General features: G+C 65.7%; 24 protein-coding genes and 1 pseudogene. 4 read left to right on the top strand and 21 right to left on the bottom strand.

The genetic code is table 11. The annotated features are described in order from the left end of the window. Positions 1-59: 59 nt before the first annotated feature. From groL to glmS, 11 genes are all read right to left on the bottom strand, one after another. Positions 60-1,676 (bottom strand): chaperonin GroEL, encoded by a 1,617-nt coding sequence (groL, locus tag HMPREF3067_RS07925; RefSeq protein ID WP_070769184.1) that lies wholly within the window; start codon positions 1,674-1,676, stop codon positions 60-62. Between the two features lie 18 nt (positions 1,677-1,694). Further along, positions 1,695-1,988, bottom strand: coding sequence for a co-chaperone GroES (gene groES, locus HMPREF3067_RS07920; RefSeq protein ID WP_070769183.1), 294 nt, complete (start codon positions 1,986-1,988; stop codon positions 1,695-1,697). 351 nt (positions 1,989-2,339) lie between these two features. Beyond that, the gene (locus HMPREF3067_RS07915; RefSeq protein ID WP_070769182.1) at positions 2,340-3,737 is read right to left on the bottom strand and encodes an L-serine ammonia-lyase; all 1,398 of its coding nucleotides are present in this window, start codon (positions 3,735-3,737) and stop codon (positions 2,340-2,342) included. 275 nt (positions 3,738-4,012) lie between these two features. Then, positions 4,013-4,438 carry a hypothetical protein gene (locus tag HMPREF3067_RS07910; RefSeq protein ID WP_070769181.1) on the bottom strand — a complete coding sequence of 142 codons (426 nt, stop codon included), beginning with the start codon at positions 4,436-4,438 and terminating at the stop codon, positions 4,013-4,015. A gap of 468 nt (positions 4,439-4,906) precedes the next feature. Next, entirely contained in the window at positions 4,907-5,959 is a 1,053-nt protein-coding gene (tsaD, locus tag HMPREF3067_RS07905; RefSeq protein ID WP_070769180.1) for a tRNA (adenosine(37)-N6)-threonylcarbamoyltransferase complex transferase subunit TsaD, read from the bottom strand. Between the two features lie 85 nt (positions 5,960-6,044). Next, positions 6,045-6,527: a ribosomal protein S18-alanine N-acetyltransferase gene (gene rimI, locus HMPREF3067_RS07900; RefSeq protein WP_070769179.1), complete on the bottom strand. Its 483-nt coding sequence runs from the start codon at positions 6,525-6,527 to the stop codon at positions 6,045-6,047. Then, positions 6,524-7,261, bottom strand: coding sequence for a tRNA (adenosine(37)-N6)-threonylcarbamoyltransferase complex dimerization subunit type 1 TsaB (gene tsaB / locus HMPREF3067_RS07895; RefSeq protein WP_070769178.1), 738 nt, complete (start codon positions 7,259-7,261; stop codon positions 6,524-6,526). The genes rimI and tsaB overlap by 4 nt, the downstream gene beginning before the upstream one ends. Next, entirely contained in the window at positions 7,261-7,737 is a 477-nt protein-coding gene (locus HMPREF3067_RS07890; protein WP_070769177.1) for a hypothetical protein, read from the bottom strand. Before HMPREF3067_RS07890 ends, tsaB begins: the two co-directional genes overlap by 1 nt. A 163-nt stretch (positions 7,738-7,900) precedes the next feature. Continuing rightward, the gene (gene tsaE, locus HMPREF3067_RS07885; RefSeq protein ID WP_070769176.1) at positions 7,901-8,407 is read right to left on the bottom strand and encodes a tRNA (adenosine(37)-N6)-threonylcarbamoyltransferase complex ATPase subunit type 1 TsaE; all 507 of its coding nucleotides are present in this window, start codon (positions 8,405-8,407) and stop codon (positions 7,901-7,903) included. A 1-nt stretch (position 8,408) separates the two neighbouring features. Then, a complete protein-coding gene (alr, locus tag HMPREF3067_RS07880) occupies positions 8,409-9,509 on the bottom strand; it encodes an alanine racemase (RefSeq protein ID WP_070769175.1) in 1,101 nt (366 codons plus the stop codon). 5 nt (positions 9,510-9,514) lie between these two features. Next, the gene (gene glmS, locus HMPREF3067_RS07875; protein ID WP_070769174.1) at positions 9,515-11,386 is read right to left on the bottom strand and encodes a glutamine--fructose-6-phosphate transaminase (isomerizing); all 1,872 of its coding nucleotides are present in this window, start codon (positions 11,384-11,386) and stop codon (positions 9,515-9,517) included. Positions 11,387-11,520: 134 nt separating this feature from the next. Between glmS and HMPREF3067_RS07870 the strand changes: the two genes are divergently transcribed. After that, positions 11,521-12,354, top strand: coding sequence for a poly(ethylene terephthalate) hydrolase family protein (locus HMPREF3067_RS07870; protein WP_070769173.1), 834 nt, complete (start codon positions 11,521-11,523; stop codon positions 12,352-12,354). Here HMPREF3067_RS07870 and HMPREF3067_RS07865 read toward each other — a convergent pair. The 4 genes from HMPREF3067_RS07865 to glmM form a co-directional block, all read right to left on the bottom strand. Next, the gene (locus HMPREF3067_RS07865) at positions 12,351-12,632 is read right to left on the bottom strand and encodes a hypothetical protein (protein WP_070769172.1); all 282 of its coding nucleotides are present in this window, start codon (positions 12,630-12,632) and stop codon (positions 12,351-12,353) included. The two genes, HMPREF3067_RS07870 and HMPREF3067_RS07865, sit on opposite strands and share 4 nt — an antisense overlap. Next, positions 12,626-14,179 carry a hypothetical protein gene (locus HMPREF3067_RS11380; protein WP_083319233.1) on the bottom strand — a complete coding sequence of 518 codons (1,554 nt, stop codon included), beginning with the start codon at positions 14,177-14,179 and terminating at the stop codon, positions 12,626-12,628. Before HMPREF3067_RS11380 ends, HMPREF3067_RS07865 begins: the two co-directional genes overlap by 7 nt. Further along, positions 14,166-14,480: a hypothetical protein gene (locus HMPREF3067_RS07850; RefSeq protein ID WP_083319214.1), complete on the bottom strand. Its 315-nt coding sequence runs from the start codon at positions 14,478-14,480 to the stop codon at positions 14,166-14,168. Before HMPREF3067_RS07850 ends, HMPREF3067_RS11380 begins: the two co-directional genes overlap by 14 nt. A gap of 158 nt (positions 14,481-14,638) precedes the next feature. Continuing rightward, positions 14,639-15,982, bottom strand: coding sequence for a phosphoglucosamine mutase (glmM, locus tag HMPREF3067_RS07845; RefSeq protein ID WP_070769285.1), 1,344 nt, complete (start codon positions 15,980-15,982; stop codon positions 14,639-14,641). Between the two features lie 137 nt (positions 15,983-16,119). Between glmM and HMPREF3067_RS07840 the strand changes: the two genes are divergently transcribed. Both HMPREF3067_RS07840 and HMPREF3067_RS07835 read left to right on the top strand, forming a co-directional pair. Continuing rightward, positions 16,120-17,658, top strand: coding sequence for an FAD-binding oxidoreductase (locus tag HMPREF3067_RS07840; RefSeq protein WP_070769169.1), 1,539 nt, complete (start codon positions 16,120-16,122; stop codon positions 17,656-17,658). A 32-nt stretch (positions 17,659-17,690) separates the two neighbouring features. Further along, positions 17,691-18,998: an SAM-dependent methyltransferase gene (locus HMPREF3067_RS07835; protein WP_070769168.1), complete on the top strand. Its 1,308-nt coding sequence runs from the start codon at positions 17,691-17,693 to the stop codon at positions 18,996-18,998. A 136-nt stretch (positions 18,999-19,134) separates the two neighbouring features. On the opposite strand, the gene rpsI is transcribed toward HMPREF3067_RS07835, so the two are convergent. The 6 genes and pseudogenes from rpsI to eccCb form a co-directional block, all read right to left on the bottom strand. Beyond that, entirely contained in the window at positions 19,135-19,674 is a 540-nt protein-coding gene (rpsI, locus tag HMPREF3067_RS07830) for a 30S ribosomal protein S9 (RefSeq protein WP_070769167.1), read from the bottom strand. After that, a complete protein-coding gene (gene rplM / locus HMPREF3067_RS07825) occupies positions 19,674-20,117 on the bottom strand; it encodes a 50S ribosomal protein L13 (RefSeq protein WP_070769166.1) in 444 nt (147 codons plus the stop codon). The genes rpsI and rplM overlap by 1 nt, the downstream gene beginning before the upstream one ends. A gap of 282 nt (positions 20,118-20,399) precedes the next feature. Next, entirely contained in the window at positions 20,400-20,687 is a 288-nt protein-coding gene (locus HMPREF3067_RS07820) for a WXG100 family type VII secretion target (protein WP_070769165.1), read from the bottom strand. Positions 20,688-20,753: 66 nt separating this feature from the next. Then, positions 20,754-21,071 carry a WXG100 family type VII secretion target gene (locus HMPREF3067_RS07815; RefSeq protein ID WP_070769164.1) on the bottom strand — a complete coding sequence of 106 codons (318 nt, stop codon included), beginning with the start codon at positions 21,069-21,071 and terminating at the stop codon, positions 20,754-20,756. Between the two features lie 180 nt (positions 21,072-21,251). Continuing rightward, entirely contained in the window at positions 21,252-22,301 is a 1,050-nt protein-coding gene (locus HMPREF3067_RS07810; protein WP_070769163.1) for a type VII secretion-associated protein, read from the bottom strand. After that, positions 22,298-24,697 (bottom strand): annotated as a pseudogene (gene eccCb / locus HMPREF3067_RS07805) (type VII secretion protein EccCb); the annotation flags it as partial. The pseudogene eccCb and the gene HMPREF3067_RS07810, both read right to left, overlap by 4 nt. 759 nt (positions 24,698-25,456) lie before the next feature. On the opposite strand from eccCb, the gene HMPREF3067_RS11075 reads away from it, so the two are divergent. Next, on the top strand, positions 25,457-25,765 hold the full coding sequence (locus HMPREF3067_RS11075) for a helix-turn-helix domain-containing protein (protein ID WP_070735991.1): 309 nt from the start codon (positions 25,457-25,459) through the stop codon (positions 25,763-25,765). Positions 25,766-25,767 lie beyond the last annotated feature (2 nt).

Here is a 25,767-nt window from a genome sequence, read left to right as displayed (position 1 = left end):
AGGAGGCCCGCCGGTTACCCGTCGGAGCCTGCCTTACGCGCGCGTGAGCTCACGCGGTTTTAGTGATGGTGGTGGTGACCCTGGGAGGACTCTTCTTCCTCGGCGGGCTTTTCCACGACGGAAGCGTCGGTGGTCAGCACCATGCGTGCCACGGAGGTGGCGTTGACGACGGCGGAGTGGGTGACCTTGACCGGGTCGATGATGCCGTTGTCGATGAGGTTGCCGTACTCCAGGGTGTGGGCGTTGAAGCCTTCGCCGTTGGACATCTCGGCCACGCGGTTGGTCACCACGGCGCCGTCCTCACCGGCGTTAGCGGCGATCCAGTAGGCCGGGCGTGACAGCGCTTTGGCTACGGAGAGCACGCCGGTCTTGGCCTCGCCCTCGAAGTCCTGGGCGAAGGTCTCCAGCTCGCGCGCGATCTGGACCAGGGCGGAGCCACCGCCGGCGATAACGCCTTCCTCGACCGCGGCACGAGCGGCGTTGATGGCGTCCTCGACGCGCAGCTTACGCTCGTTGACCTCGGTCTCGGTGGCGGCGCCGACGCGGATGACGGCCACGCCGCCGGACAGCTTGGCCAGGCGCTCCTCGAGCTTCTCCTTGTCCCAGGTGGAGTCGGTGCGCTCGATTTCGCGGCGGATCTGGCCGCGGCGCTCTTCGACGGCCTCGGCGGTGCCGGCGCCGTCGACCAGGACGGTATCCTCCTTGGTCACGGTCACACGGCGTGCGGAGCCCAGAACTTCGAGGCCAACCTCGTTGAGGTTGATGCCCAGCTCTGGGTCCACGACGGTGGCGCCGGTGACGACGGCCAGGTCGTCCATGAAGGCCTTGCGGCGATCGCCGAAGTACGGGGCCTTGACGCCCACGACCTTCAGGACCTTGCGGATGGAGTTGACCACCAGGGCCTGCAGCGGCTCGCCCTCGATGTCCTCGGCCATAATCAGCGTCGGCTTGCCGGACTCGGCGATCTTTTCCAACAGCGGCAGGAAGTCCGGCAGGGAGGAGATCTTGTTTCGCACCAGCAGGATCTGGGCGTCGTCGAGCACGGCGTGGTTGGTCTCTTCCTCCGTCGCGAAGTACGGGGAGAGGTAGCCCTTATCGAAGGAGATGCCTTCCGTGACATCCACGGTGGACTCCATGGTCTGGGACTCCTCCACGGTGACCACGCCGTCCTTGCCGACCTTTTCCATCGCGCCGGCGACCATCTCGCCGATTTCGGGGTCGCGGGAAGAAACCGTTGCGACCTGGGCGATTTCGGAGGCGGAGTTAACCGGGGTGGCGCGCGTCTTGAGCTCTTCCACGGTCTTCTCTGCGGCCGCGGCAATGCCGCGGTTGAGCTCGACCGGGTTAGCGCCGGCGGCCACGTTGCGCAGACCTTCGAAGATCAGTGCCTGGGCCAGCAGCGTCGCGGTCGTGGTGCCGTCGCCGGCGATGTCGTTGGTCTTGACCGCCACGGACTTGACCAGCTGGGCGCCCAGGTTAGCGAAGGGCTCGTCCAAGTCGATGTCGCGGGCGATGGTCACGCCGTCGTTGGTGACGGTCGGGCCACCAAAGGCCTTGGACAGAACCACGTTGCGGCCGCGTGGGCCCAGGGTGACCTTGACGGCGTCGGCGAGGTTGTCCACGCCGCGCTGGATGCCCTCGCGGGCCTCCTGATCAAATGCAATGAGTTTTGCCATTAGTGGCTACACCACCTTTTACTTTTCGATAACGGCGAGCAGGTCGCGAGCGGACAGCAGCAGGTACTCCTGGCCGTCGTACTTCAGCTCGGTGCCACCGAACTTGGAGAAGATAACGGTGTCGCCTTCGTTGACGCCCACCGGGACGACTTCACCCTTGTCATTGGTGCGGCCCGGGCCGACGGCAATGACGGTCGCCTCTTGCGGCTTTTCCTTAGCCGAGTCTGGGATTACCAGGCCGGAAGCGGTAGTGGTTTCCGCTTCGACGATCTGGACCAGAACTTTATCTTCCAGCGGCTTGATGTTTGCCATGGTGTGATTCCTCCGTTTATGAATCAATGAGTTGTATGTGCCGGTTGCATGCATTGCCAGCACAGCCGTCGTCGCGGGTGAACAACTGTGGGTCAAACAACCTATCTAGCACTCTACCCGTGCGACTGCTAACCGACAACAACACCGCTCCCCCGCCGCGCACATGCCCGTCACTCCTCCACACCACCAGGCCTCGACGCCAAACCGCCCCACCAAGCCACGCTCCCTAAGCCACGCCGCCGGGACCCCGGCCGCAGCCAAAGCCAACGCGCAAAAGACCCCGCCCGCAGCTCGTGCAAGCCACCGGCGGGGCCACAGGCAAGCCCTGCGCCTTAAACCGTCAGCGCGGTACTAGCAGGAGACCTGGGCGACGGTGAAGCCCATGGTCTTGGCCAGCCCGCCTAGGGAGGTCTCCTTGTACTTGGAGAGCATGTCCCGGCCGGTTTCTGCCATGGTCTTAACCGCGTTATCCAGGGAGACAACGTGGGAGCCCTCGCCGCGCTTGGCCAGGCGGGCGGAATTGATGGCCTTGACAGCACCGACGGCGTTGCGCTCGATGCAGGGGATCTGCACCAGACCGCCGATGGGGTCACAGGTCAGGCCCAAGTTGTGCTCGAGCGCGATCTCGGCGGCGTTTTCCACCTGCCGGGGCGTGCCGCCCAGCAGCTCCGCCATGCCGGCGGCTGCCATGGAGGAAGCCGAGCCCACCTCGCCCTGGCAGCCGACCTCGGCGCCGGAGATAGAGGCGTTCGTCTTGATGATGATGGCCACCGCGCCGGCGGTCAGCAGGTAGCGGTGAACGCTGTGCTTGTTGAAACCGCGCTGGAAGTCACGCGCGTAGTGCAGCACGGCCGGCAGGATGCCGCAGGCACCGTTGGTCGGGGCGGTAATGACGCGGCCGCCGGCGGCGTTCTGCTCGTTGACGGCCAGCGCGTAAAGGTCCACCCAGTCCATAGCCTCTAGGCCGGAGTCCTCGTCTTCGCTCTGCGCCAGCAGGTCCTGGTAGAGCTTCGGCGCGCGGCGCGGGACCAAGAGGCCGCCCGGCAGGATACCGTCGGTCTCGATGCCCTGGGACACGGCCTGCTGCATAACCTCCCAGACCCGGTCCAGGTGGGCCAGCACGAAGTCCTCGCCACCTTCATCAGCGTGAAGAAAGGACTCGTTGGCCAGCATGATCTCCCAGATTGCCAGGTCGTGCTTCTCGCACAGCTCCAGCAGCTCATCGCCAGTGTCGAACTCGTAGGGCGCGCGCATGTTCTCCGGCATGGGCGTGGGGTTCTCCGCGGCCAGCTTGGAGGCCTCCAGCTCCGCGCGGGTCTGGATGAAGCCGCCGCCAACGGAGAAGTACGGCACACCCTCAGCAATGCACTTGCCGTCGGCGTCGTAGGCCGAGAACAGCATACAGTTCGGGTGGCCCGGGAAGGGCTCGTTGTCGAAGACCAGGCTGTAGTCCATGGTCCCAGTCGGGCCGGTGACACTGCCCTCGCGCGGGATGTTGGTGCCGGCGACCGGCTCCGCGTCCAGCGGCACGTCCAGCGGAGTCCAACCGACCATGCCGAGGATGACCGCGCGGTCCGTGGCATGCCCCAGGCCAGTGGCCGAAAGGGAGCCGCGCAACTCGCAGCGCACCAGCGTCGGGTACTCGACCAGCGAGCCCACGAAGGCCTTGGCCGCGCGCATGGGGCCGACCGTGTGCGAAGACGACGGGCCGATACCGATACTGAAAATGTCAGTCACTGTCAGGGTCATGAGGTACTCCTTTTAGTTGCTCCACTCGTGGCTCGCGCGCCTGCCGCAACCAGGTAGGGGTGCGAAGAAATTATCGCGACCGGGCGCGCCGCCTCTCACCGCCCATCCTAACGGTTGTAGCGATGCCAGGCACATCTAGAAAGTATTGTCATCTGACTCAAGTTTTTGAGCCGATACCCTGTCACTTTCGCCAATTGCACAAAAATTATCACTGCCCCTCTTACAAGGGACGGTGATTGACGGTCGCGCGGGGCGGCAGGACCGCTCCTGCGAACTTAGGCCTGCTTTTCCGTGTTGATAACGGCCGCGCGCCAGAGCTGGTATTCCTCCGGGTTGTCCTCGCGGTAGTTCAGCACGGCGCGAATGGAGTTTTCCACGCCTTCGACGATGTCATCAGTAATATCGTCGCCTTCCGCACCCACGAAGATAACCGAGCCGGAAATCGCCCGAATCGGGTCCTGCAGGAAGGCCGAGTTGCCAGTATCAGCGGTATTACGCGCCAACGATGCCACCGGGTTCGGCTCCGCACCCTCAGCGCGGGCATCCGGGTTGAACAACGCAGCGTAGGCCGAGCCATCTTCCTGGAAAGCCACCGCCACGCGGTCTTCAGTGGCCCCACCCAGGAACTGGTTAGCGTGCTCCAGCTCGAAGGTGATCTTGCGGCGGGTCAGATCAGGGTTGACAAGGAATCCAATAGTCATAATTCCTAAAACTAGCCGCCACACCGAAAAACCACACCCTGAGCAGGGAAAACTTTGGGTGAACATTCCGTGAACCACGGGCCAATAACCCCGATCGCAGGCGCCCGCGCTTTCCTCAGCGACCCCTCGATCCAACCGGGTGGCTAAGGCGCTAGCGGAGAGCTAAGTCAAAGGACAAGCAATTGTGAAAATATTGGGTTAATTGTCGTTTAAAGTTTGGCTCGATGGTGAGCAATGATTCTGTCTCTTACCGGGGCGTGGAGCATTAATCCACTCGGCCCCCTTCTCGAATCGGAAGACACGGAAGACTTGTGGAGCCTTGTCAACGCTACTGCATCCATAATGCCCGGGACTCCGCTATCTCCTTGGTTTGTAGGGAAAGCAACGATAGCGAGATCCGAGGCAACGGCCAATTAGACACCCTTGCCCTCGCGGTGTACGCCGCTGACAAGGACTCGGGATCTGCGGTTAGAAACCCGCCGGAACCAGCGGGATCTCAACCTCCAGCTGGGTGTCCGTGGCGGTGGCGAGGCCGGAGGGTTCGGCGCCTTCGGCGATGAGTTGTGCGGCGACGGCGGCGATCATGACGCCGTTGTCGGTGCAGAGTTTGAAGCTCGGGACGCGCAGCTCGATGTCGGCTGCGGCGCAGCGCTCGGCGGCGAGTTCGCGCAGCCGGGAGTTGGCGGCGACTCCGCCGCCCAGCAGCAGGACGCCGGCGCCGGTGTCTTGGCAGGCACGCACGGCCTTGGCCGTGAGCACATCGCAGACGGCCTCCTGGAAGGAGGCGCAGGTGTCTTCCACGGAGATGACTTCGCCGTTGCGCTCGGCTTGTTCGACGTAGCGGGCCACGGCGGTCTTCAGGCCGGAGAAGGAGAAGTCATGGCGGTGGTCGCCGCGCAGATCCTCTGCCTTGCTGAGCCCGCGGGGGAACTTGATGGTGGGCTCACCGCGGGCGGCGAGTTTGTCGATGACCGGCCCGCCCGGATACCCCAGGCCCAGCAGGCGGGAGACTTTGTCGTAGGCCTCGCCGGCGGCATCGTCAAGCGTGGTGCCCAGCTCCCGCATGGGGCGGCCGACGGCTTCGACCTCCAGTAGCTGGGTGTGTCCGCCGGAGACCAACAGGGCCACCGCGTGCGGCAGGGGCTTGCCCTCCAGGTTGGCTACGGCAACGTGGCCGCCCAGGTGGTTGACCCCGTAGAAGGGCACGCCCCAGGCGGCGGCATAGGCCTTGGCCGCGGAGGCGCCCACCAGCAGCGCGCCCGCCAGGCCCGGGCCGACGGTGGCGGCCACGGCATCGGGGCGCTCAACACCGGCCTGGCGCAGGGCTTCCTCCATCACCTGGGGCATGGCCTCCAGGTGAGCGCGGGAAGCGATCTCCGGCACGACGCCGCCGAAACGGGCGTGCTGCTGCATGGACGAGGCCACCGCGTCCGCCAGAACGCGCATCTGCCCGGCCTCGTCGACCTCCACGATGCCGACGCCAGTCTCGTCGCAGGAGGACTCGATTCCCAATACGATCATTGCCGTTCGCCTTCTTTAGTTTCTTGTCATTCCCGCCCGGCCGCGCTGTGGCCCGGCGCCAGGCTGGTTGCTAGTTCGCTGCTTGCTAACTGTCGTCGGCGGGCTGCCCGCCTTCTCGCTTATAAGTGTAGGCATCCGCGCCGGAGGGTTGGTAATAGTTGCGGCGCAGGCCCAGCCGGTGAAAGCCATAGGCCTCGTACAGGCTCATGGCCGGCGCGTTGTCCACGCGCACTTCCAGGAAGATCGGGGCCTTCTCACGGTCGGCGATAAAGCAGATATTGTCCATCATCATCCGGCCGATACCGCGGCGCTGGTGCGCCGGATCCGTGCCAATGGTGTGAATTTCATACTCCGGGTCATCGGCCGGGCCCATCCGCCCGATGCCCGCGTAGCCCACCAACAGATCCGCCTCGGTATCCTGCACGCCCAGGTAAAAGGTGTGCGGCTGGCAAAACTCCGCCTGGAAGACCTCTTGCGACCAGGGGGTCTCCCCCGGGAAGAGCACGGTTTCCAGCTCGGCGCACCGGGCGGCGTCAGATGCTTTTAGCTCCCGCAGGACGAGGCTCACAGCTCAACCTCGGGGATGGCCGCCGAGCGCGGCTTCGGCGCCGGCTCCTTCGCGTCGGGCCGGCGCAGGTACAGCGGCACCAGCGACTCCGGCTGCGCGTTAAAGTCCACGGCTGCTGCCAGCGCGGCCGGGCACGGGTTCAGCGCCGGGCGCACAGCGGCGTGCCACTTCTCGGGCAGCCGCTCCCCCAGCGCCGCGGGGATGTAGACGGCAGTGACGGCGTCCGGGAAGTCCACGTCCTCGGGGCGGGCCACGTCCGGCCCGCTGACGCGCTCGGTGCCGCGGTAGACGGAGTAGTAGATCTCCTTGCGGCGGGCATCGGTAGCCACCACGAGCTCGCCGGTTTCTGCGGAGCCGCTGGTGTGTGTGCCTTCCGCGGCACCGCTGTCCTGGGCGGCTGCGGCCACCGCGATGGCGTCGTGCGAGCAGAGCCCATAGACCGGGATTCCGCGCGCTTGCGCCAGGGCGGAGGCCGTGGCCATGCCGACGCGCAGGCCGGTAAACGGCCCCGGCCCGCACCCGGCCACGACGGCGTCCAGCTGGGAATAGTCCCCGCCCAGCAGCTGGTCGATGGTGGGCATCAGCAGCTCATTGTGGGCCCGGGTGTCCTTAACGGTCGCGTCCTGGGCCGCCGACGGTTGGGCATAAGCCGCGTTGCCCGGCTGGGACGGGTCGATATCCACCAGACCGGTGACCAGATCCGTGGTGGAGGTGTCGATGCACAGAACACGCATTAGGACGCCAGGACCCAGGTTCCGTCTTGGTTCTGCATGAACGGCAGCAGGGAGAAGCCGTTGATGACCGGCGGGACCTGCTGGGAGCACAGGTCAACCTCGCTGCGGTCCAGCTTCTCCGGGAAGGTGTTCAGGTCATCGTCCAGGGCCACCAAGTAGTTGGTGTCCTCCGGGACCTTGCCGTCCACCAGGTCCAGCTCGTCCGGGTTCAGGTCGAAGGCTTCCCGTAGCTCATCGCCGGAAACGCCCGGGCAAACAAACGCCGCGGCGTTCCACTCTTCGCCGTAGACGTCCGCCGGGGACAGGGCCGTGCCGTGCAGGCCCTTGTTCTTGGTCTCTTCCAGGATGTGGCCCACGCGGCCGACCGGCTCGTCGGCGCGGGCGGCAGTCCAGCCGACCAGGCCCAGGATGGCGATGAGGAAGCCGACGGTGACGACGGCCACCAGTGCGGCGGCTGACTTGGACAGTTTCATCATGGTGACTCCTTCTGCGCGACAGTCGTACGCCCGACTATCGGATTATTTCTATGGGGATTAAGTGCCTAGACAGGCTTGGGCATTGTTTTTACGCCCTGCAATGGTACATCGTGCAGGTTCCGCGAGTGTGTGGCGCCTCCGCGCTCATCGCGGGCGCGGCCGGCTAGCGGCTGTGCCACTGCCAGGAAATAACGCGGGGTCCGTCTTCATCCAGCGGGGCGTCGTCAGCCCGCGCGCTTTCCCGGTCGATGCGCACGAGCAGGAAGTCGTCGCTGAGCTGCTCAACCAACCCGCCACCCCATTCGGCGACGACGACGGCGTCGGCCAGCTCCGTGTCCAGGTCCAGCGCGTCTAGGTCCCCGATGGGATCACCTGAGCCGGCGCCGAAGTCATCCAGCAGGCGGTAGGCGTCCACGTGCACCAGGTTCGGGCCGGGCTGCTTCGCGCGATGCTCCCGGGCGATGACGAAGGTCGGCGAGGTCACCCGGCCTTTCACGCCCATGCCCGCCGCGATGCCCTGGGTCAGGGTGGTCTTGCCCGCGCCCAGCGGGCCGTCCAGGATCACCACGTCACCGGCCTCCAGTGCGCGTCCCAGGCGCGCTCCTAAGTCCTGGGTCTGCTCGCGGGTGCTCAGGGTCTCGCTGCCACAAGCGGGAAAATCGCTGCGCATCCTAGGCCTCCTGCCGGGGAAGGTAGGTCCGCTGGGTGCGCCCGGTGGGCCGGCAGACCACCTCGTAGTTGATGGTCCCGGCGGCGTTCGCCAGATCGGTGGCGCTGCGCCCGCCGGTGCCGAAGAGCACGGCCTCGTCCCCGATGGCCACCCCGTGCGGGTTGGGGCCTAAGTCCACCACGACCTGGTCCATGCACACCCGGCCGACCTGTGGGTAGAGGTGGCCGTTGATGCCCACTTTCAGCTTGTCCTGGAAGTTGCGCGGCAGGCCATCGGCATAGCCGGCGGGCACGGTGGCCAGGTAGCCCGGCTCGGACGCGCTCCAGGTCAGGCCGTAGCAGGTGGCCTCCCCCAGCTCGATCGGCTTGACGTTGATGACGGTGGCAGCCCAGGTCATCGCCGGGCGCAGGTCGTGTTCCAAGCCCTCGATTGGCTCCAGGCCGTAGCAGGCCAGGCCCACGCGCACCTGCTCGAAGTAGGCGCTCGGGCGGGTGAGGGTGGCCGGGGAATTCGCCAGGTGGTTGACCGGGCACTCCAGGCCCATCGACCGCGCCTGCTCTAGGGCGTTGCGGAACTGCTGTTCCTGGTAGTCGTTGTGCGGATGATCCGGGGTATCAGCGCACGCGAAGTGCGACATCAGGCCGGTGACCTCCAGGAAGGGGCAGTCGCGCAGCAGTTTAAAAGCTTCCGGCCAGTCCGCGCGCTGGATGCCCGAGCGGTGCATCCCGGTCTCCACGCCGATGATGACGCTGGCCGGAGTCTCCTGGTTGATCAGTGCCCGGGCGTGCTCCAGGGAGGGCACGCCGACGGTAATCCCGTGGGCTAGCACCTCCGAGAGATCATCGCTGGGGTCCCAGATCCACGCCGCGATCGGCTGGTTGACGCCGACCTGGCGCAGGCTCACGGCCTCCGCGGTGGTGGCCACGCCGAAGGCGTCCGCGCCGGCGGCCTCCATCACGGGGGCCACCTTTTCGATTCCGTGCCCGTAGGCGTCCGCCTTCACCACGCACATCAGCCGGGTGCCCGGTCCCACTTTGTCCTTGAGGTAGGCAACATTGTGGGCGATGGCATCCAAATCGATGCGGGTGGTGAGTAACGACATGGAAGCTACTCTACCGTCACCGACTTTGCGAGATTACGCGGCTGGTCTACGTCGTAGCCCTTCGCGGCGGCGACGTTGCAGGCGAAGATCTGCAGCGGCACGGTAGCCAGCAGCGGCTGCATCAGGGTCGGGGCCTGCGGGATGCGGATGATGTAGTCCGCGTAGTCCTCGACCGCGGCGTCGCCTTCCTCGGCTATGACCACGGTGACGGCGCCGCGGGCGCGGATCTCCTGGATGTTGGAGACCACCTTGGAGTGCAGCGAGTCGCGGCCGCGCGGGGACGGCACGATTACGAAGACCGGCTGGCCCTGCTCGATAAGAGCGATCGGGCCGTGCTTGAGCTCGCCGGCGGCGAAGCCCTCGGCGTGCAGGTAGGCGATTTCCTTCAGCTTCAGCGCGCCCTCCAAGGCTACGGGGAAGCCGACGTGGCGGCCCAGGAAGAGCACGGAGGTCGCATTCTGCATGGACTTGGCCAGGTCCGCGACCTGCTGCTCGCCGTCGATGACCTCCTGAATCTTGTCCGGCATGGCGCGCAGCTCGCGCAGGATGGACTCGACCTCGTCAGTGAACTTGTTGCCGCGCAGCTGCGCCAGGTACAGGCCCAGCAGGTAGGTGGCGGTGATCTGCGCCAGGAAGGCCTTGGTGGAGGCCACCGCGATCTCCGGGCCGGCGTGGGTGTAGAGCGCGGCGTCGGATTCACGCGGGATGGACGAGCCCTGGGTGTTGCAAATAGCGATGACCTTCGCTCCCTGCTGGCGGGCGTGGCGCACCGCCATCAGGGTGTCCATGGTCTCGCCGGACTGAGACAGGGCCACCACGAGCGTCTTTTCGTTGACGATGGGATCGCGGTAGCGGAACTCATGCGCCAGCTCCACCTCGGTGGGGATGCGGCACCAGTGCTCGATGGCGTAGCGGGCCACGTGGCCAGCGTAAGCGGCGGTGCCGCAGGCGATGACGATGATCTTGTCGATGGACTTGAGCACGGATTCCTCGATCCGCAGCTCGTCCAAGATCAGCTTGCCGGACTCGTCGAAGCGCCCCAGCAGGGTGTCGCGGACTGCGCTCGGCTGGTCATGGATCTCCTTGGCCATGAAGGAGTCGAAGCCGCCCTTTTCCGCCTGCGCGGCGTCCCACATGATTTCAAACGGCTTGCCCTCGGCCGGGTTGCCATCGTAATCGGTGATGGCGACCTCGTCCGCGGTGATGGTCACAACGCGGTCATTGTCAATCTCGACGGCGGACTTGGTGTAGTCGATAAAGCCCGACACGTCGGAGCCCAGGAAGTTCTCGCCCTCGCCCAGGCCGATGACCAGCGGCGAGTCGCGGCGGGCAGCCACGATACGGTCCGGCTGATCCGCGTGGATGGCCAGCAGCGTAAAGGCACCTTCAAAGCGCTGGCAGGCCAGCTGCATAGCGCGGGTCAGATCACCTTCGGCCGCGCCGTGGAAGACGTCGGCGAGCACCGTGGCAGCTACCTCGGTGTCGGTCTCCGATGCGAAGTGGGCGCCCTTGTCGATGAGCTCGGTACGCAGCTCGGAGAAGTTCTCGATGATGCCGTTGTGGACGACGGCGAGCTTCCCGCCGTCGACGACGTGCGGGTGGGCGTTGATATCGGTGGGGCCGCCGTGGGTGGCCCAGCGGGTGTGGCCGATGCCCAGGACCGAGTCCGACACCGGGCGGTTGGCCAGCTCCTTATCCAGCTCGGCTACCTTGCCGGCCTTCTTGCGCCAACCGATCTCCCCGTCCGCGTACATCGCGATGCCGGCGGAGTCATAGCCGCGGTATTCCAGACGGCGCAGCCCCTCCAGCACGACGTCGAGGGCAAAATATTCACGGTCGTTTCCCGATTGACCAACGTATCCGACGATTCCACACATAGCCCCAGATATTACAGCATTATCCAGCACTCCGACGGAGGCAGGTTGTATATTCACCTCGCCGTAACAATTGCCCGGAGATTTCGGCCCCGGTCAGGTGCTACCGTGCCAAGGTTTGCTCTATCCTGGTAGATGTGTCTGCGAATTTGAAGAAGCATCTATCGACCCTGTCCAAGCGCGGCCCGCACCGGGTGCTCGTCGGCGATCTGTCGTACGCCGGCCTCAACGGCAAGGTGTATGCCCCTGCCGAAGGCAACGCGCTGCCCGCTGTGGCCTTCGGCCACGACTGGATGAAGAAGGTGAAAAGCTACCACGCCACGCTGCGCCACCTGGCCTCGTGGGGGATCGTGGCGGTCGCCCCGGACACGGAGACCGGCTTTCACCCGAACCACCGCAACTTAGCCGCTGACATGGAAACCGCCTTGCAGATCGCCGCCGGCGTGAAGCTGGGCCAGGGCAATATCTCCGTCGGCCCGGGCAAGCTCGGCATGGTCGGCCACGGCATGGGCGGCGGCGCCGCCGTCTTGGCCAGCGTCGACAACGACAAGGTGCGCGCTGTCGCGGCCATTTACCCCGCCTCCACTGCCCCGTCGGCCTCCCGCGCCGCCCGCCGCCTGGAGATCCCCGGCCTGGTCATCGGGTCCGGCCGTTCCGATATCTTCAGCGCCGGCAACCCGGCGAAGCTGGCCTACAACTGGGCCGGCGACTGCTCCTACCGGGAGATTGCCAAGGGCACCCAGCAGGGCTTTAGCGAAGACCGCCTGACCAAGCTCATGCTCGGCACCCCGGCCTTTGAGGGCGGCCCCACGGAGACCGCCCGCGGCCTTATCACCGGTTTTTTCCTCCACCAGCTCAACAACGACAGCAAGTACTCCGATTTTTCCGATCCGGAGGCCGTCGGCAAGAACGTGGAGAGCTTCATCGGCGAAGATCTCAGTGAGAAGGCCGGCGTCACCCGCGACGACTAGCCCCTCCGCAGCACGGATTTTACCTGCCCCGGCACACTTGTGCGCTGGGGCTTTCTGCGTTCCTCCCGCCCCAACCGCGCCGGCGCCCCGGGGTGCGCCGCCGAAGTCCGCGGCGTCTTGCCGGCCGCCTTCGCCTCGGCACTAGCCTGGTTCTTGGCATTGTCCGCGGCCTTTTCTAAGTCTTCCTGCGCCTTGGCCAGGGTGCGTTCAAATTCCAGCAGCCGCGCCGCGGTACGCTGGCGGAACTGCCGGGCAAATTCGTCGAAGTCGTCTACCATCGTCCTGCCTTTCGGGCTCGCTCTTGCTGTTCATCTCCAGTATCTTCTTCCTGCACTTGCGCCTCCTGCGGGGCAAGCCCCGCCCCACCACCGGCGTCCGCAGCCGGTGGTGCCGCCGGCTCGGGCGCCGGCGGCGCGGCATCCATATGGGCCAGCTTGCCTGCCGGCGGTTCCGGCTCCGGCACCTCTGACAGGTCCGGCGGCCCGGGCTTAGGCTCAGGAGCCCGCTCTGGTTCCGGTGTGGGTTCCGGCTCAGGCTCCGGGCAGGGCTCGGGTTCTGGTTCCGGGTCTGGCTCTGGCTCTAGCTCAGGAGCTGGTTCTGGTTCCGGGCATTCCATGCCCTCCAGGCACTCGGCCGCGGCCGCCAACAGCAGGCCAGCCCCGATAAGTGCCACGCCGGCACCGGCGACGCCGAGGACGCCGCAGCAGCATTGCGCGGGCTCGCATGGGACCGGCTCCGGGCAGGGCTCGGGTGCTGGCTCAGGCTCTGGCGTGGGTTCCGGTTCGGGTGCGGGCTGTCTGGTCGGCTCGGTTTCCGGTGCTGGCTTCGGCTCGGGGCAAGGTTCAGGCTCCGGTTCGGGCTCCGGTTTAGGTTCTGGCTCAGGCTTGGGCTCAGGTTGAATTTCTGGTTCCGGGCAGGGCTCAGGCTCAGGGTGAGGGGCCGGTGCCGGTTTGGGCTGTGGCTGTGGTTCTGGTTGTTTTTCTGGTTTTGGTTCAGGTTCTGGGGCCAGCTTGGGCACAGGGTCCAGGGACGACGGCTCGGTCGGTGGTGGGCCGGCATCCGGTGTGGGCTTGGGTTGTGGTTTGGGTTCGGGCTTGGGTTGCGGTTCTGGTGTGGGTTTCGGCACGGCCTCTGGCTGGTCCTCGGCGCAGGGTTCGGTTTCTGGTTCTGCGGGGGCTTCCGGTGGCTCGGGCGGTAGGGGGCGCTCGCAGGCGCACTCACAGCGGCGCTCGAATTCCTCGTAGCAGCTGTCGATGGCCTCGTCGCGCTCCCGGCAGGTGCCGGCGACCTGCTTGTTGGTGTCCTCGATGACGCGGCCGCCGATGGCGGAGATGGCCGAAATGAGGAACTGGGCCACGGGGTGGCGGCGCAGCACCATCGCCAGGATGTCCAGCAGCCCGATGGCGGCGCTGAGCAACTCCCCGATCGCGGAGTCGGAAACGTCCACCACGTCGTCGATGGCTTGGGCGCAGTCCTCCGCGTCGCGGGCGAGCTCGTCGGCCTGGGTGCGGTCATCCTCGTGGTCGTCGTTAAGGGTGCGCAGGCGGTCCAACAGCTTGTCGCCGGCGACGAGGAAGCCGCCGCCGAGCAGGAATTCGCGCAGCTCACCGCCGCCGCGGTTGGGCCGGTCCGCGCCGACGGCCGCCCGGGTGCCCGCCACCAGGTCGGCGCTGCTGAGCCCGTCGACGGAACCGACCATCTTCTGCAGTACCCCGATTGGCAGGCTCGGGCCGGAATACGCGCCCTGGCTGGCCAGCTGGAAATTGCTCACCGAGCGGGAATAATCGGCTAATTGGCTGCGGGTCATGGCGCTAGTGCTGCTCATGGTCATCCCCCTGCCCCAGGCGGGCGCCGAACGCGTCATCGCCGCGGTAGACGGCGGTGAACTGGTCGGCCGCGGCGCGCACGGTTGCGTCCATGTTGTTAATGCGCCAACCGCCCAGCTCATGCAGGCGGTTAAGCAGCTGCTGGATGCGCTGCCCGTGGCCGGCGAAATCACGGCCGGCGGCGGCCTGCGGGTACTCCGGCACGCGGCGCAGGTGCGCCTGGCGCTGCGCGCTCACGCCGGTGGATACCTGTCCCAGGCGAGCGACAATATCAGTGTGGTCGAACTCGAATTCCGGCACCGAGGGACTCCCTTTCTTGCAGTCTCTTCTCTTCAGGTCCGAGCCGCCCCGAATGGGAGCAGCTTCACCTCTTTGGACTGCCGGAAGTCCCCGGCGGTTCCCACCAATTTTTTCTGGAACCGCTCGTGGGCTCTCGGTTGCCGGTGGCGCGGGTGTTTTTAGACCCCGGCGACCACGGCGGCGAGCCGGCCGGCGACCTTGCGGGCCTGCTCTTCCTCGGCAGCTTCGACCATGACGCGGAAGAGCTCCTCAGTACCCGACGGGCGCAGCAGCACGCGGCCGGTGCCGTGGAGTTCCTCCTCGGCCTGGGCGATGGCGGATTTGACCTCATCGTTGCCCATGATGGCAGACTTGTCGGAAACCGGCACGTTGATGAGCACCTGCGGCAGGACCTTCATCACGCTGGCCAGCTCCTGCAGCGACTTGCCGGAACGGGCCATGCGCGCCATGAGCGACAGGCCGGTCAGGGTGCCGTCGCCGGTGGTGCAGTCGTCCGGCAGGACGATGTGGCCGGACTGCTCGCCGCCCAGAGAGAAGTCGCCGCGGATGAGCTCTTCGACCACGTAACGGTCGCCGACCTTGGTCTGAACGACCTCGATGCCCTGCTCCTGCATCGCCAGCGTCAGGCCCAGGTTGGACATGACGGTGGCGACCAGGGTCTTGTGGCGCAGGTCGTTGTCCTCGTGCATGCCGACGGCCAGGATAGCCATGATCTGGTCGCCGTCAACGACGTTGCCGGCGGCATCGACAGCCAGGCAGCGGTCGGCGTCGCCGTCGTGGGCCAGGCCGAGGTCCGCGCCGTGCTCCACCACGGCCTTCTGGGCCTGCTCGATGTGGGTCGAGCCGCAGTCCTCATTGATGTTGAAGGCGTTCGGCTTGTGGTGGATCGGGATGACCGTCGCGCCGGCGGCCTCGTAAGCCTGCGGGGCAACCTTGGAGGCGGCGCCGTTGGCGGTATCCACCACGACGGTGATACCGGACAGGTCGGCGGTAACGACCTCGGCGAGGTGCTTGAGGTAGCGCTCGCGGGCATCGGGAGCCTCCGAGATGATGCGACCCAGCTTGGTGCCGGTCGGCCCCTCCTCGCTCAAGGAGTCCATTACCTGCTGGATGTCGTCTTCCACCGCGTCCGGCAGCTTCCGCCCGCCGGCGGAGAAGAACTTGATGCCGTTGTCCGGCATGGGGTTGTGCGACGCAGAAATCATCACGCCCAGGTCCGCCCCGTAGTCATCGGTGAGGAAGGCAATCGCCGGGGTCGGCAGCACGCCCACGCGCAGCACGTCCACGCCGCGGGAGGCGAGCCCGGAAGCGATCGCCGCGTCGAGCATCTCCCCGGACACGCGCGGGTCGCGGCCAATGATTGCGAGCGGTCGGCGCTCGTAGGATTCCCGGTTGGCGGTAAACACCTCCGCCGCCGCTTGGCCAAGTTTCAGTGCCAGCATGGGGGTCAGCTTCTGGTTAGCCAGACCCCGTACTCCGTCGGTGCCAAATAGTCGAGTCATGTCCAACATTATGCCCCTACCGTTATGCTTCGCGCGACCGGACCGGACCTATTCCCACTTCCTGCACTCACCTAAAGTGGGGGAGCCGCACCGGTACCGAATAGCGCCGCGCCCGGACACGCTTAAAATGGCCCCATATGAGCGCAGGCGGAACCTTAAGAGAATCACTGATTAACGTCACCGGTCGAGCTACTAATGCGCTAGCCCGCGCGTTACCCGGCCGCACGGTCGACGCGGAAGACATCCAACCCATCGGCTGGCACCGCCACGCAGAAGGCGTGCGCCGGCTGCTGAGCAGCTTCGCAGCCGTCCCCGCCGGCAAACGGGTGCGCCTAGCGAAGAAGACCTCCAACCTCTTCCGCGGCCGCGAGTCCACCACCCCGGGGCTGGACGTGAGCGGCCTGGGCGGGGTTATCGCCATCGACCCGGTGGCCAAGACCGCCGACGTGCAGGGCATGTGCACCTACGAGGACTTGGTGGACGCGACCCTGCCCTTCGGGCTGGCGCCGCTGGTGGTCCCGCAGCTGAAAACCATCACCCTGGGCGGGGCGGTCACCGGCATGGGGGTGGAATCCACCTCCTTCCGCAACGGCCTGCCGCACGAATCCGTGCTGGAGATGGACGTCCTCAACGGCAACGGGCAGATCGTGACCTGCTCCCGGGAAGAAAACGTGGATCTGTTCCGCACCTTCCCCAACTCCTACGGCTCGCTGGGCTACGCGGTCCGCCTGACCATCGAGCTGGAGGAAGTCCCCTCCCGCATCGAGGTCCGCTCCGTGCGCTTCCACGACCTTGACAGCTTCCAGGACGCCCTGGCCGAGGCCTCCGCCAGTGGAAAATTCGACGGCACGCGCCTGCACGGTCTCGACGGGGTGGCCTTCAGCCCGCAGGAGGCCTACCTGGTACTGGCGGTGGCGGCTGGCAATTCCGCCTCCCATACCTCGGACTACACCGGCCAGGCCATCTACTACCGCAGCCTGCAGCACCCCCACGGCACGAGCCACGACCTGCTGAGTATCCGCGACTATATCTGGCGCTGGGACACGGACTGGTTCTGGTGCTCCCGGGCCTTCGGCGCGCAGAACCCGACGGTGCGCAAGATCTGGCCGCGCCAGTGGCGCCGCAGCTCCTTCTACTGGAAGATCGTGCGCCTGGACCGCAAGTACCAGCTGGAATACAACTTCCTCAAAAAGCCCAAGGGCCTGCCGGCCTCCGAGCGGGTGGTCCAAGACGTGGAAGTCACCGCCGATAAAACCGCCCAGTGGCTCGACTGGTTCTTCTCCGCCAGCGACATCCAGCCGGTCTGGCTGTGCCCCATCCGGCTGCGCGACGGCGTCGAGGACCTGGTCGGCACCGGCGAGGTTACCGCTTCCTCGGACTCGCCTTGGCCGCTGTACCCCCTAAAGCAGGGGACGACCTGGGTAAACGTCGGCTTCTGGTCCGGAGTCCCGGCCGACCACGTCAGCCCGGAGCAAGAGCCGGGCGCCTTTAACAAGGTCATCGAGGCCAAGGTCAGCGAGCTGGGCGGCCACAAGTCCCTGTACTCCGAGGCCTTCTATACCCCGGAGCAGTTCGCCGAGCTCTACGGCGGCGACCTGCCGGAGAAGATGAAACAGCAGGCCGACCCGGCGGGCCGTTTCCCCACTCTCTACGACAAGACCGTGAACAACTCTTAAGACAACGAAAGAAAGAAAGGAAGCCCTATCCCATGCCCGGTAAGTTTCAGCCGATGACGGTAGCCGAGATCATCGACGCCTTCGTCCCCGCCGCCAACCCCTTCTACTGGACCGCGTTTGATGGTTCTTCCACCGGCAACCCGGACTCGCAGTACCACGTGTCCATCAACAGCGTGGAAGGCCTGTCCTACATCGCCACCGCCCCGGGCGACGTCGGCCTAGCCCGCGCGTTTATCACCGACGGCATCACGGTCAAGGGCGAGCACCTGGCCCACCCCTACGGCATCTTCGACGCCCTGCACGAGATGTACCGGAAGTTCGAGCGGCCGGATACCAGCACGCTGCTGAAGATCGTGCGCTCGCTGGCCTCGATGGGCGCTATCCAGATCCAGCCGGTACCGGAGGCCGAGCGCGCCGGCCGATTCGAGCGCATGTTGCGCCAGGGCCTGTCGCGGCACTCCAAGGAACGCGACGCGGATGTCATCTCCGACCACTACGACGTGGGCAACGACTTCTACGAGCTGTTCCTGGGCGATTCCATGACTTATACCTGCGCCTACTACCCCAGCCCGGACGCCTCGCTGGACGAGGCCCAGGCCAACAAGTACCGCCTGGTCTTTGAGAAGCTGCACCTGAAGGAAGGCGACTGCCACTTGGACATCGGCTGCGGCTGGGGCGGCATGGTCCGCTACGCCGCCCGCCAGGGCGTGAAGTCCATCGGCGTGACGCTCTCGCGCGAGCAGGCCGAGTGGGGCCAGAAGAAGATCCTGGAGGAAGGCCTCGAGGATCTGGCTGAGATCCGCTACATGGACTACCGCGATGTGTCGGAGGAAAATTTCGACGCCATCTCCTCCATCGGCCTGATGGAGCACATCGGCGTGAAGAACTACGCCAGCTACTTCGACTTTTTGTCCGGCAAGCTGCGCGAGGGCGGCGTGATGGTCAACCACTGCATCACCTACCCGGACAACCATAAGACCCCGCGCGGATCCTTCATCGACCGCTACATCTTCCCGGACGGGGAGCTGACCGGGTCCGGCACCATCGTCCGCAAGATGCAGGACCACGGATTCGAGGTCTTCCACGAGGAAAACCTGCGCTTTGACTACATGCGCACGCTGTCGGCCTGGTGCGAGAACCTCAAGGACAACTGGGAAGAGGCCGTCAGCCTGGTCGGCCTGCCGACCGCCCGCCTGTGGGGCATGTACATGGCCGGCTCCCAGTGGGGCTTCGAACACAACATCGTCCAGCTCCACCAAGTGGTGGGCATCAAACTGGACAAGACCGGCTCCCGCTGCGGCACCCCGGAGCGCCGCTGGTGGAACGACTCGGTATTCTAACCCCTTGCTGTCCTAGTCCCCGGGTGTCCTAGACCGAGACCCCGCCAGGGTTCCGGGCCTAGATAACACGAACGCCGCTTGGGCTTCCCGGAAAGGGAAGGGCCCAAGCGGCGTAAGTGTAAGTACCAGCGAAGAATTAACGCTTGGAGTACTGCGGGGCACGACGTGCCTTGTGCAGACCAGCCTTCTTGCGCTCGACGGCACGGGCGTCACGGGTGAGCAGGCCGGCCTTCTTCAGGGCGGCGCGGTCAGCCGGGTTGTAAACGTTGAGTGCGCGGGCGATAGCCAGACGCAGAGCGCCGGCCTGGCCGGTCGGGCCGCCGCCGTTGACGGTGACCTTGATGTCGAACTGGTTCTCGCGGTCCAGCAGGGTCAGCGGAGTGAGGATGTCCTGCTGGTGCAGCTTGTTCGGGAAGTAGTCATCCAGGGTGCGGCCGTTGACCACGATCTCGCCGGAGCCGGCGATCAGGCGGACACGAGCGACGGCGCGCTTACGGCGGCCGACGGTCTGGATCGGGCCCTCGTGGATGGCCGGGGCAGCAGCCTCGGTCTCCTCGGCGGACTCCGGAGCAACGACGTCACCGATGGTGTTGGTGAACTCTTCGGTTGCGGCTGCTGCGGCTGCGATGTCAGCAGCGTCTGCCACGTTGTTATCGATGTTGTTCTGCTCGGTCATTACTGTGCCACCTGCTTAAGCTCGTAGGATTCCGGCTTCTGGCCGGCGTACGGGTGCTCCTCGCCTGCAAAGACGTGCAGCTTGCGGGCGGAAGAACGGGAAAGCTTGTTGTGCGGCATCATGCCGGTGACAGCTTCTTCGATAACGCGTACCGGGTTTGCGTCCAAAGACTGACCCAGGGTCATGGTCTTCAGACCACCCGGGTAGCCGGAGTGGCGGTAGCGCTTTTCGCGGTCACGCTTGTTGGAAGAGATGTGGATCTTGTCAGCGTTGATGATGATGACGTGGTCACCACAGTCAACGTTCGGTGCGAACTGCGGCTTGTGCTTGCCACGCAGCAGGTCTGCCACGGTGGAAGCGAGCTTGCCCAGCACCACGTCAGTAGCGTCGATGACGTACCACTTGCGGGTGATGTCACCGCTCTTAGGGTGGAAAGTAGACAAAATGACTCCTTGAAAGTCTGTCTCGGAACTGCCGGCCAACGCCATGGTCCTTCGACTGCCCCTAGATACAGCGGCCGGTGGAGACCTGCACTAGGCGCCGCGTCCAGCCCCGAAGCAGGGCTGTCTCGCTCAGACACATAGGTCTAATACTTTAGTGGTTTCGCCCCAAAATCCCAAAACGCCGCTAGGCAGCGGCAACGCTCCCCCACTACACACAAACCCCGCCTTCCCCTTTGGACGGGGAAGACGGGGATGACAGACGGGATTGTGTGGTGGGTGCGTTTAGCCCCAGCTGGCGGCGGCGCGGCGGTTGACGTCGCTCATGGCGTCGTTGCCCTCGGAGACGGTGCGGGAGATGGTCATCAGCACCTGGTTTAGCTCCAGGGCGGCGTTGTCCCACTTGCGCTGGGCCTGCTGGTAGGCAGCTGCGGACTCGCCCTCCCAGGTAGCGGCCATGGGCTCGATGATGGACTTGAGCTCATCCAGCAGGCCGTTGATGCGGGCCGAGGTGGAGTTGATATCGGCAGCGGCGGCCTCGATGGCGCCGAATTCGTACTTGATAGCGGTCATGCGGGAATTTTTCCTTCCTGGTGTTTATCTTGTGTGCGCTCGCGCGGTGGGTGTTGTGCCGGGCGGCTACAGGGCTAGGCCGGCGCCGCCGACGTTGTTGAGGACCTGCGCGTTCTGGGCCTCGACGTCGTCGAAGTTGCGGGCGTTGCTGCGGATGTTGTCCGAGATGGCGGACAGGGCCTCACGCAGCTGCTGGGCGGAGGCGTTGTAGCGCTGCATGAGGTTGTCGAAGGACAGCTGCGCGCGGCCCTCCCAGCTCGCGCGGGCGCCCTCCACGACGTTGTGCAGGCGGGACAGCTCGCCCTGGATTTCCTCATTGGTCGAATCGACATGCCCGGCCGTGGCCTGCATGACCTCGGCTTCGGTCTTGAACGTAGTGTGCATAGTGTTCGCCCCTCCTCGAACGGGTTGACAGTGTGGTGTCACGGAATGTGTGTGTCGCGGTTGCTTTTCAGACTGGTGGAGGAAGTCCCCCGCCGCCACGTTCTTTCCGACGCGGTGCCTTCCTCATCTTTATTGGACTGCCCTGCCGCGCGATCGGTTCCCGGTGTTTTTAAAAAAGTTCTAGCCCTCCCGGACCAGGGATTCTTCGGCCATGCGGCAGGCCGCCTTCTGCGCGACGCTGGGCAGCTCGCGGGTGTGACAGCCCACGGACAGCTGGTGATCGCCGTCCACCCACGTCGCCCAGACCACGTGCGAGTCGTCCCCGGGCTTTTCCACGTAGGTCAGCCGGCCGTCGTGCTCCTGCGGGTGAGACAGGGCGTCGTCGTCGGCGATTTCTTCCTGGATTTGTTCCAGCAAGTAGTCCGCGGGCACCGAATAGAGCGGATCCGCGGCGAAGAGCACCCGCAGGTCCGGATCCGGCCCCGTGGCCGTGACCAGCCCATCGCCCTCGGCGGATTCCTCGGCGTGAAAGCCCTGCGGCAGCTGCACCGACAGGCCCGCCGCGTTTAACTGCTCCGGTGCCGGCGGCGGCTCGTTTGCCGGCCTGTCGCTGCCCGCCTCCCCGGGCGCCGGTGGGCCCGCGTCCTGACCGGCTGGGGCGGCCGCCACCGCGTTATCGGTTGCCCCACCGCCCGCGCTCTCCTCGTTCGCATCGCCGCCGCGGCCGACCACGAACCAGGCCACGCCGGCCACGATCAGCACCACCACGGCCAGCAGCGCGTAGAAGGGCTGGAACCACCCACTCTTCGCGGAATCGTCGGCTTTCGGCCGCAGCGGCTCGGCGCGCGGCGCGTCCTGGTGTGAGCCGCCAGTAAGGGTGGCATCGGCAGCCGGTGCGAGCGGGGCGAAGACCTCGGTTGCCGGATGGGAGACCGCGTGCTCATCAGTGTCCACCACCGGCACCTCCCGGCCTTCGAGCTGCCGGGTAATGATGCTCACGGCTTCCGCTGAGACCGCAGTCGCGCTGGAATCCGCGCAGACCTTGATGGAGGCTTCCGGCCAGTGCGCGCCCAGGATCTTCTCCGCCTGCTCGAGCGCGCCGTCCAGGGCCCAGCCCTCGACTATCCCGGTGCCGGGCAGGTCGTAGCGGTACACGGTTTCCGGGCCCTCGAAAATGGTGGCGGTGTCCAGGATGGTGATGGTCAACAAAGCGGGTGCGGCGGTCGTCATGGGGTGTCCTTTCGCTTGCTTTCTGCTTGGTTGCTCTCGTCTCGTTCTTCGGCGGCTGGTGGTGCTGCGTCTTCTTGGTCGTCGGCGTGGATGATTTGGCACAGGCCCAGTTCCTCGCCGCGGACGTGGAAGCGGCCGCGGCCGGGCGGCTGGCGCTTCGGCTTCATGCCGAAGATGGGGCCTTCCTCCTTGTCGGCGTCCAGGAGCAGGACGGCGGGCTGGGTGTCTTTGAGCGCCGAGCAGAACTTGCCGAACATGGCGCGGCCGATGCCGCCGGCCTTGCGGGCGAAGATGACGTGCAGGCCGATGTCCTGGGCGTGCGGGATGAGCTCCACCAGCGGGTGCAGGGCGGCCTCGCTGGTTAGTTCTGCGTCGTCGATGACCACGTAGATCTCCGGGCCGCTCCACCAATCGCGGGCGCGCAGGCGCGCCGGGGTGATATCCGGCCCCGGCAGGCGTTCGCGCATAGTCGCCGCAGTATCGCGCAGGGCCTTCTCCGCCGCCGCGGGCGTGGCGGCATAGGCGGCGAGCATGTCCTCGTCGAGCGCGCCCAGGTGCGCCCGGCGCGGATCGATGACCACCAGGCGCGCGTCCTCCCGGGGCAGGCCAGTCACCGCGCCGGCAATGACCCGGACGAAGGTGGACTTGCCGGACCCGCTGGCGCCGACGCAGACCAGGTGGGCGCTGGTGGCCGGGTCCCAGGCCACCGGCTCCAGGTCGCGGCCGCCGATTCCCCAGACCAGCCCGGCGGTCAGCGCGTGCCGGGGCAGGTCGGACGGGAGCAGCTGGTCGGGCAGGGTCTTGAGCCGGGGCACCGGGTCGCCGCCGCGGGACTGCAGGTGCGCCACGTCCTGGTTGGAGGTGCGCGCCAGTAGCATCATCTCCCCGGTCTCGGTGAGCCCGCGGCCGGGCAGGGCCGGCAGCTTCTGCTGGGCCTTGCGGTCCACCAGGGACTCCATGGCCTCCCCCAGGCGTAGCTCCAGCCGGTGGGCGATGAGGTCCCTAATCGACGGGCGCAGGGTGGTCCACCGCGGCGTGGACAAGACCAGGTGGACGCGGGTGCTGGGGCCGTCGGCGGCTAGGGCGGTGATCTTCTCCGTGAGATCGTTAAACTCCGCGCCGGCGGTGCCCACGTGGTGCCAGCCGTCTAGGACCAGGAAGGTGTGGCGGGGCTCGGGGCGCTCGACCAGGCCGGTGACCTCGTCGACGACGCGGCGGACCGTGTCCGGCTCGTCGCGGCCGGCCACGCCCGCCACGTGCGGCAGGCGGTCCAAGTTGGCTAGCGCCCCGCCGCCCAAGTCGATGACGTAGAAGCGGACGGCCTCAGTTCCATGGTTCGCGGCCAGGGAGCCGACGAGGGTGCGCAGCGCCATGGACTTGCCCGTCTGCGGACCGCCGCAGACGGCCGCGTGCCCGCCGGCGGTGGAAAAGTCCACCACCAGGGGATCCTGGCGCTGGTGGTAGGGACGGTCGATGAGCCCGACCGCGGCCTGCAGGTGGGTGGTCTGGCCAGCCCGGTGCAGGATCTCGGGCAGCTCGACCGCGGCGGGCAGCGGCGGCAGCCAGATGCGGTGGGCGCTGTGCCCGCGGTTGTTGGCCTCCGCGCGGGCGGCGGCCACGACCTCGTTGAGCAGCGTCGTCGACTCATCCCAGACAAGCTCCGGCTCGCTGTCCTCGGTGATGTGAGCGTCCCAGCCATCGAAGACGGACACCCGGGCCGACGGTACGCTTTCCCCTTCAGCTGGTTCGGCCGGGCGGGCGAGCGGCCCGGAAACGTAGGTGGCTTGGAAGCGCTCGAGGGCGTCGCCGTTGGTCTTCAGGTAGCCGGCACCCGGCTGGGCGGGCAGGTGGTAGGCATCGGTAGCGCCTAGGACCTGGCGGGACTCCGCGGCGGAGAAGGTCTTGAGCCCGATCCGATAGGACAGGTGTGAGTCCAGCCCGCGCAGGCGGCCCTCCTCCAGCCGCTGGGAGGCCAGCAGCAGGTGCACGTGCAGCGAACGGCCCAGGCGGCCAACGGCGACGAAGAGGTCGGCGAAGTCCGGGTGCTGGCCCAGCAGCTCGGAGAACTCGTCCACCACGATGACCAGGGCGGGAAGCGGCGGGAACTGGTCCGGGTCGCGCCCGGCGTTGTAGTCGCCGACGTTGGCGAAGTTGCCGGCCTGGCGCAGGATCTCCTGGCGGCGGTTCATCTCCCCGGAGATGGCGTCGTACATACGCTCGACCAGGACGGATTCTTCCTCCAGGTTGGTAATCACCGCCGCGGTGTGCGGCAGCTGCTCGCAGCCCAGGAAGGTCGCCCCGCCTTTAAAATCCACAAGCACCAGGTTCAGCTCCTCGGGCGAGTGCGTGGCTGCCAGCGCGGTGACCAGGCTGCGCAGCAGCTCCGACTTAAACGAACATGGGTTGTGGGTACGATACCTCCTACGTAATTACGAGAAAGTAGAAATTGCCGCTGTGTGCGGCAAACATACGGTCTAAGCGGAATGTTCGCGCCGTAAGTGGCTAAGTAGCACCGTGTGCGGCAAACATACGGTGTACACCAAACGACCTCCCTACAGTTTTGAACCTAAGGCACTGATAAAAGTAGAAAAAAATGAAAGGTTGGTATATACCCATTAATCATTTTTTTCCATTATTTTTCAATAGGGCGGCGCCCTGCTCCAGCGGGCGACTTCTTGCAAGCCACCCGTTTGGCGCACAGGCTGCTCATTGCCATTAGAGGTACGGATGTATTGACACACACCCTATATTTGCCGCACACAGACTGCAGGGCTGCGTTGTACCGCACTGTGAATTGTTAGTTACAAAAGGTATTGCGCAGGCCGCGTTACTGCTGTAAGATGTACAGCAGATTGCACGTGGTGACTTTCTATACTTTCTGGTCTTGCTAGCCACGGACAAGGGATAACCCCGAGGATATGACGTAAAGAGATAGCATCTCGACCGAGATAAGCACGGTTCCTCCAACGAGATTGACCGGCTGGTAACGGCATTACCGGCCACAAAAGCGGTCAGGTACAGAGTTCGCTCTCTGGTAAAGCAATGGACGCACTGACCAGCGTCTAGCGAGTTATGCACGGCTCTCCACGCCGCCTGAATATAGCCGGAAAAGCACCCCGCTCCGGGTAGTTAACACTGCTCAGGAGCGCTTTATTATGTCTGCACAAGACACCGCTACCCCGACTATCGGACCTCGTTTCTACTCGCTGCAAGAACTCAACGAACTTGGCCTCGGCTCGGAGTCTCTACTGCGTAAGGCCATTAAAGAAGGCCGACTTGCCGTTCACCGTTTCGGTTCTGCCTACCGCGTCAGCCAGGAAGATCTCGACCTCTATCTCGATGCTGCGCGTGTGCCGTCGCCACATATGTTTGACAACTTTGTTGATGCTGTCGTTGATGCTGCACCAAAACTCAGCAATGCGCAGCGCCAGCAGCTCGTGACAGTGCTTGGAGGTGCAGCGTAACC

The organism is Corynebacterium sp. HMSC04H06 (assembly GCF_001815935.1).
GTDB lineage: Bacteria > Actinomycetota > Actinomycetes > Mycobacteriales > Mycobacteriaceae > Corynebacterium.
This window is presented reverse-complemented; position numbering and strand designations above follow the sequence as displayed.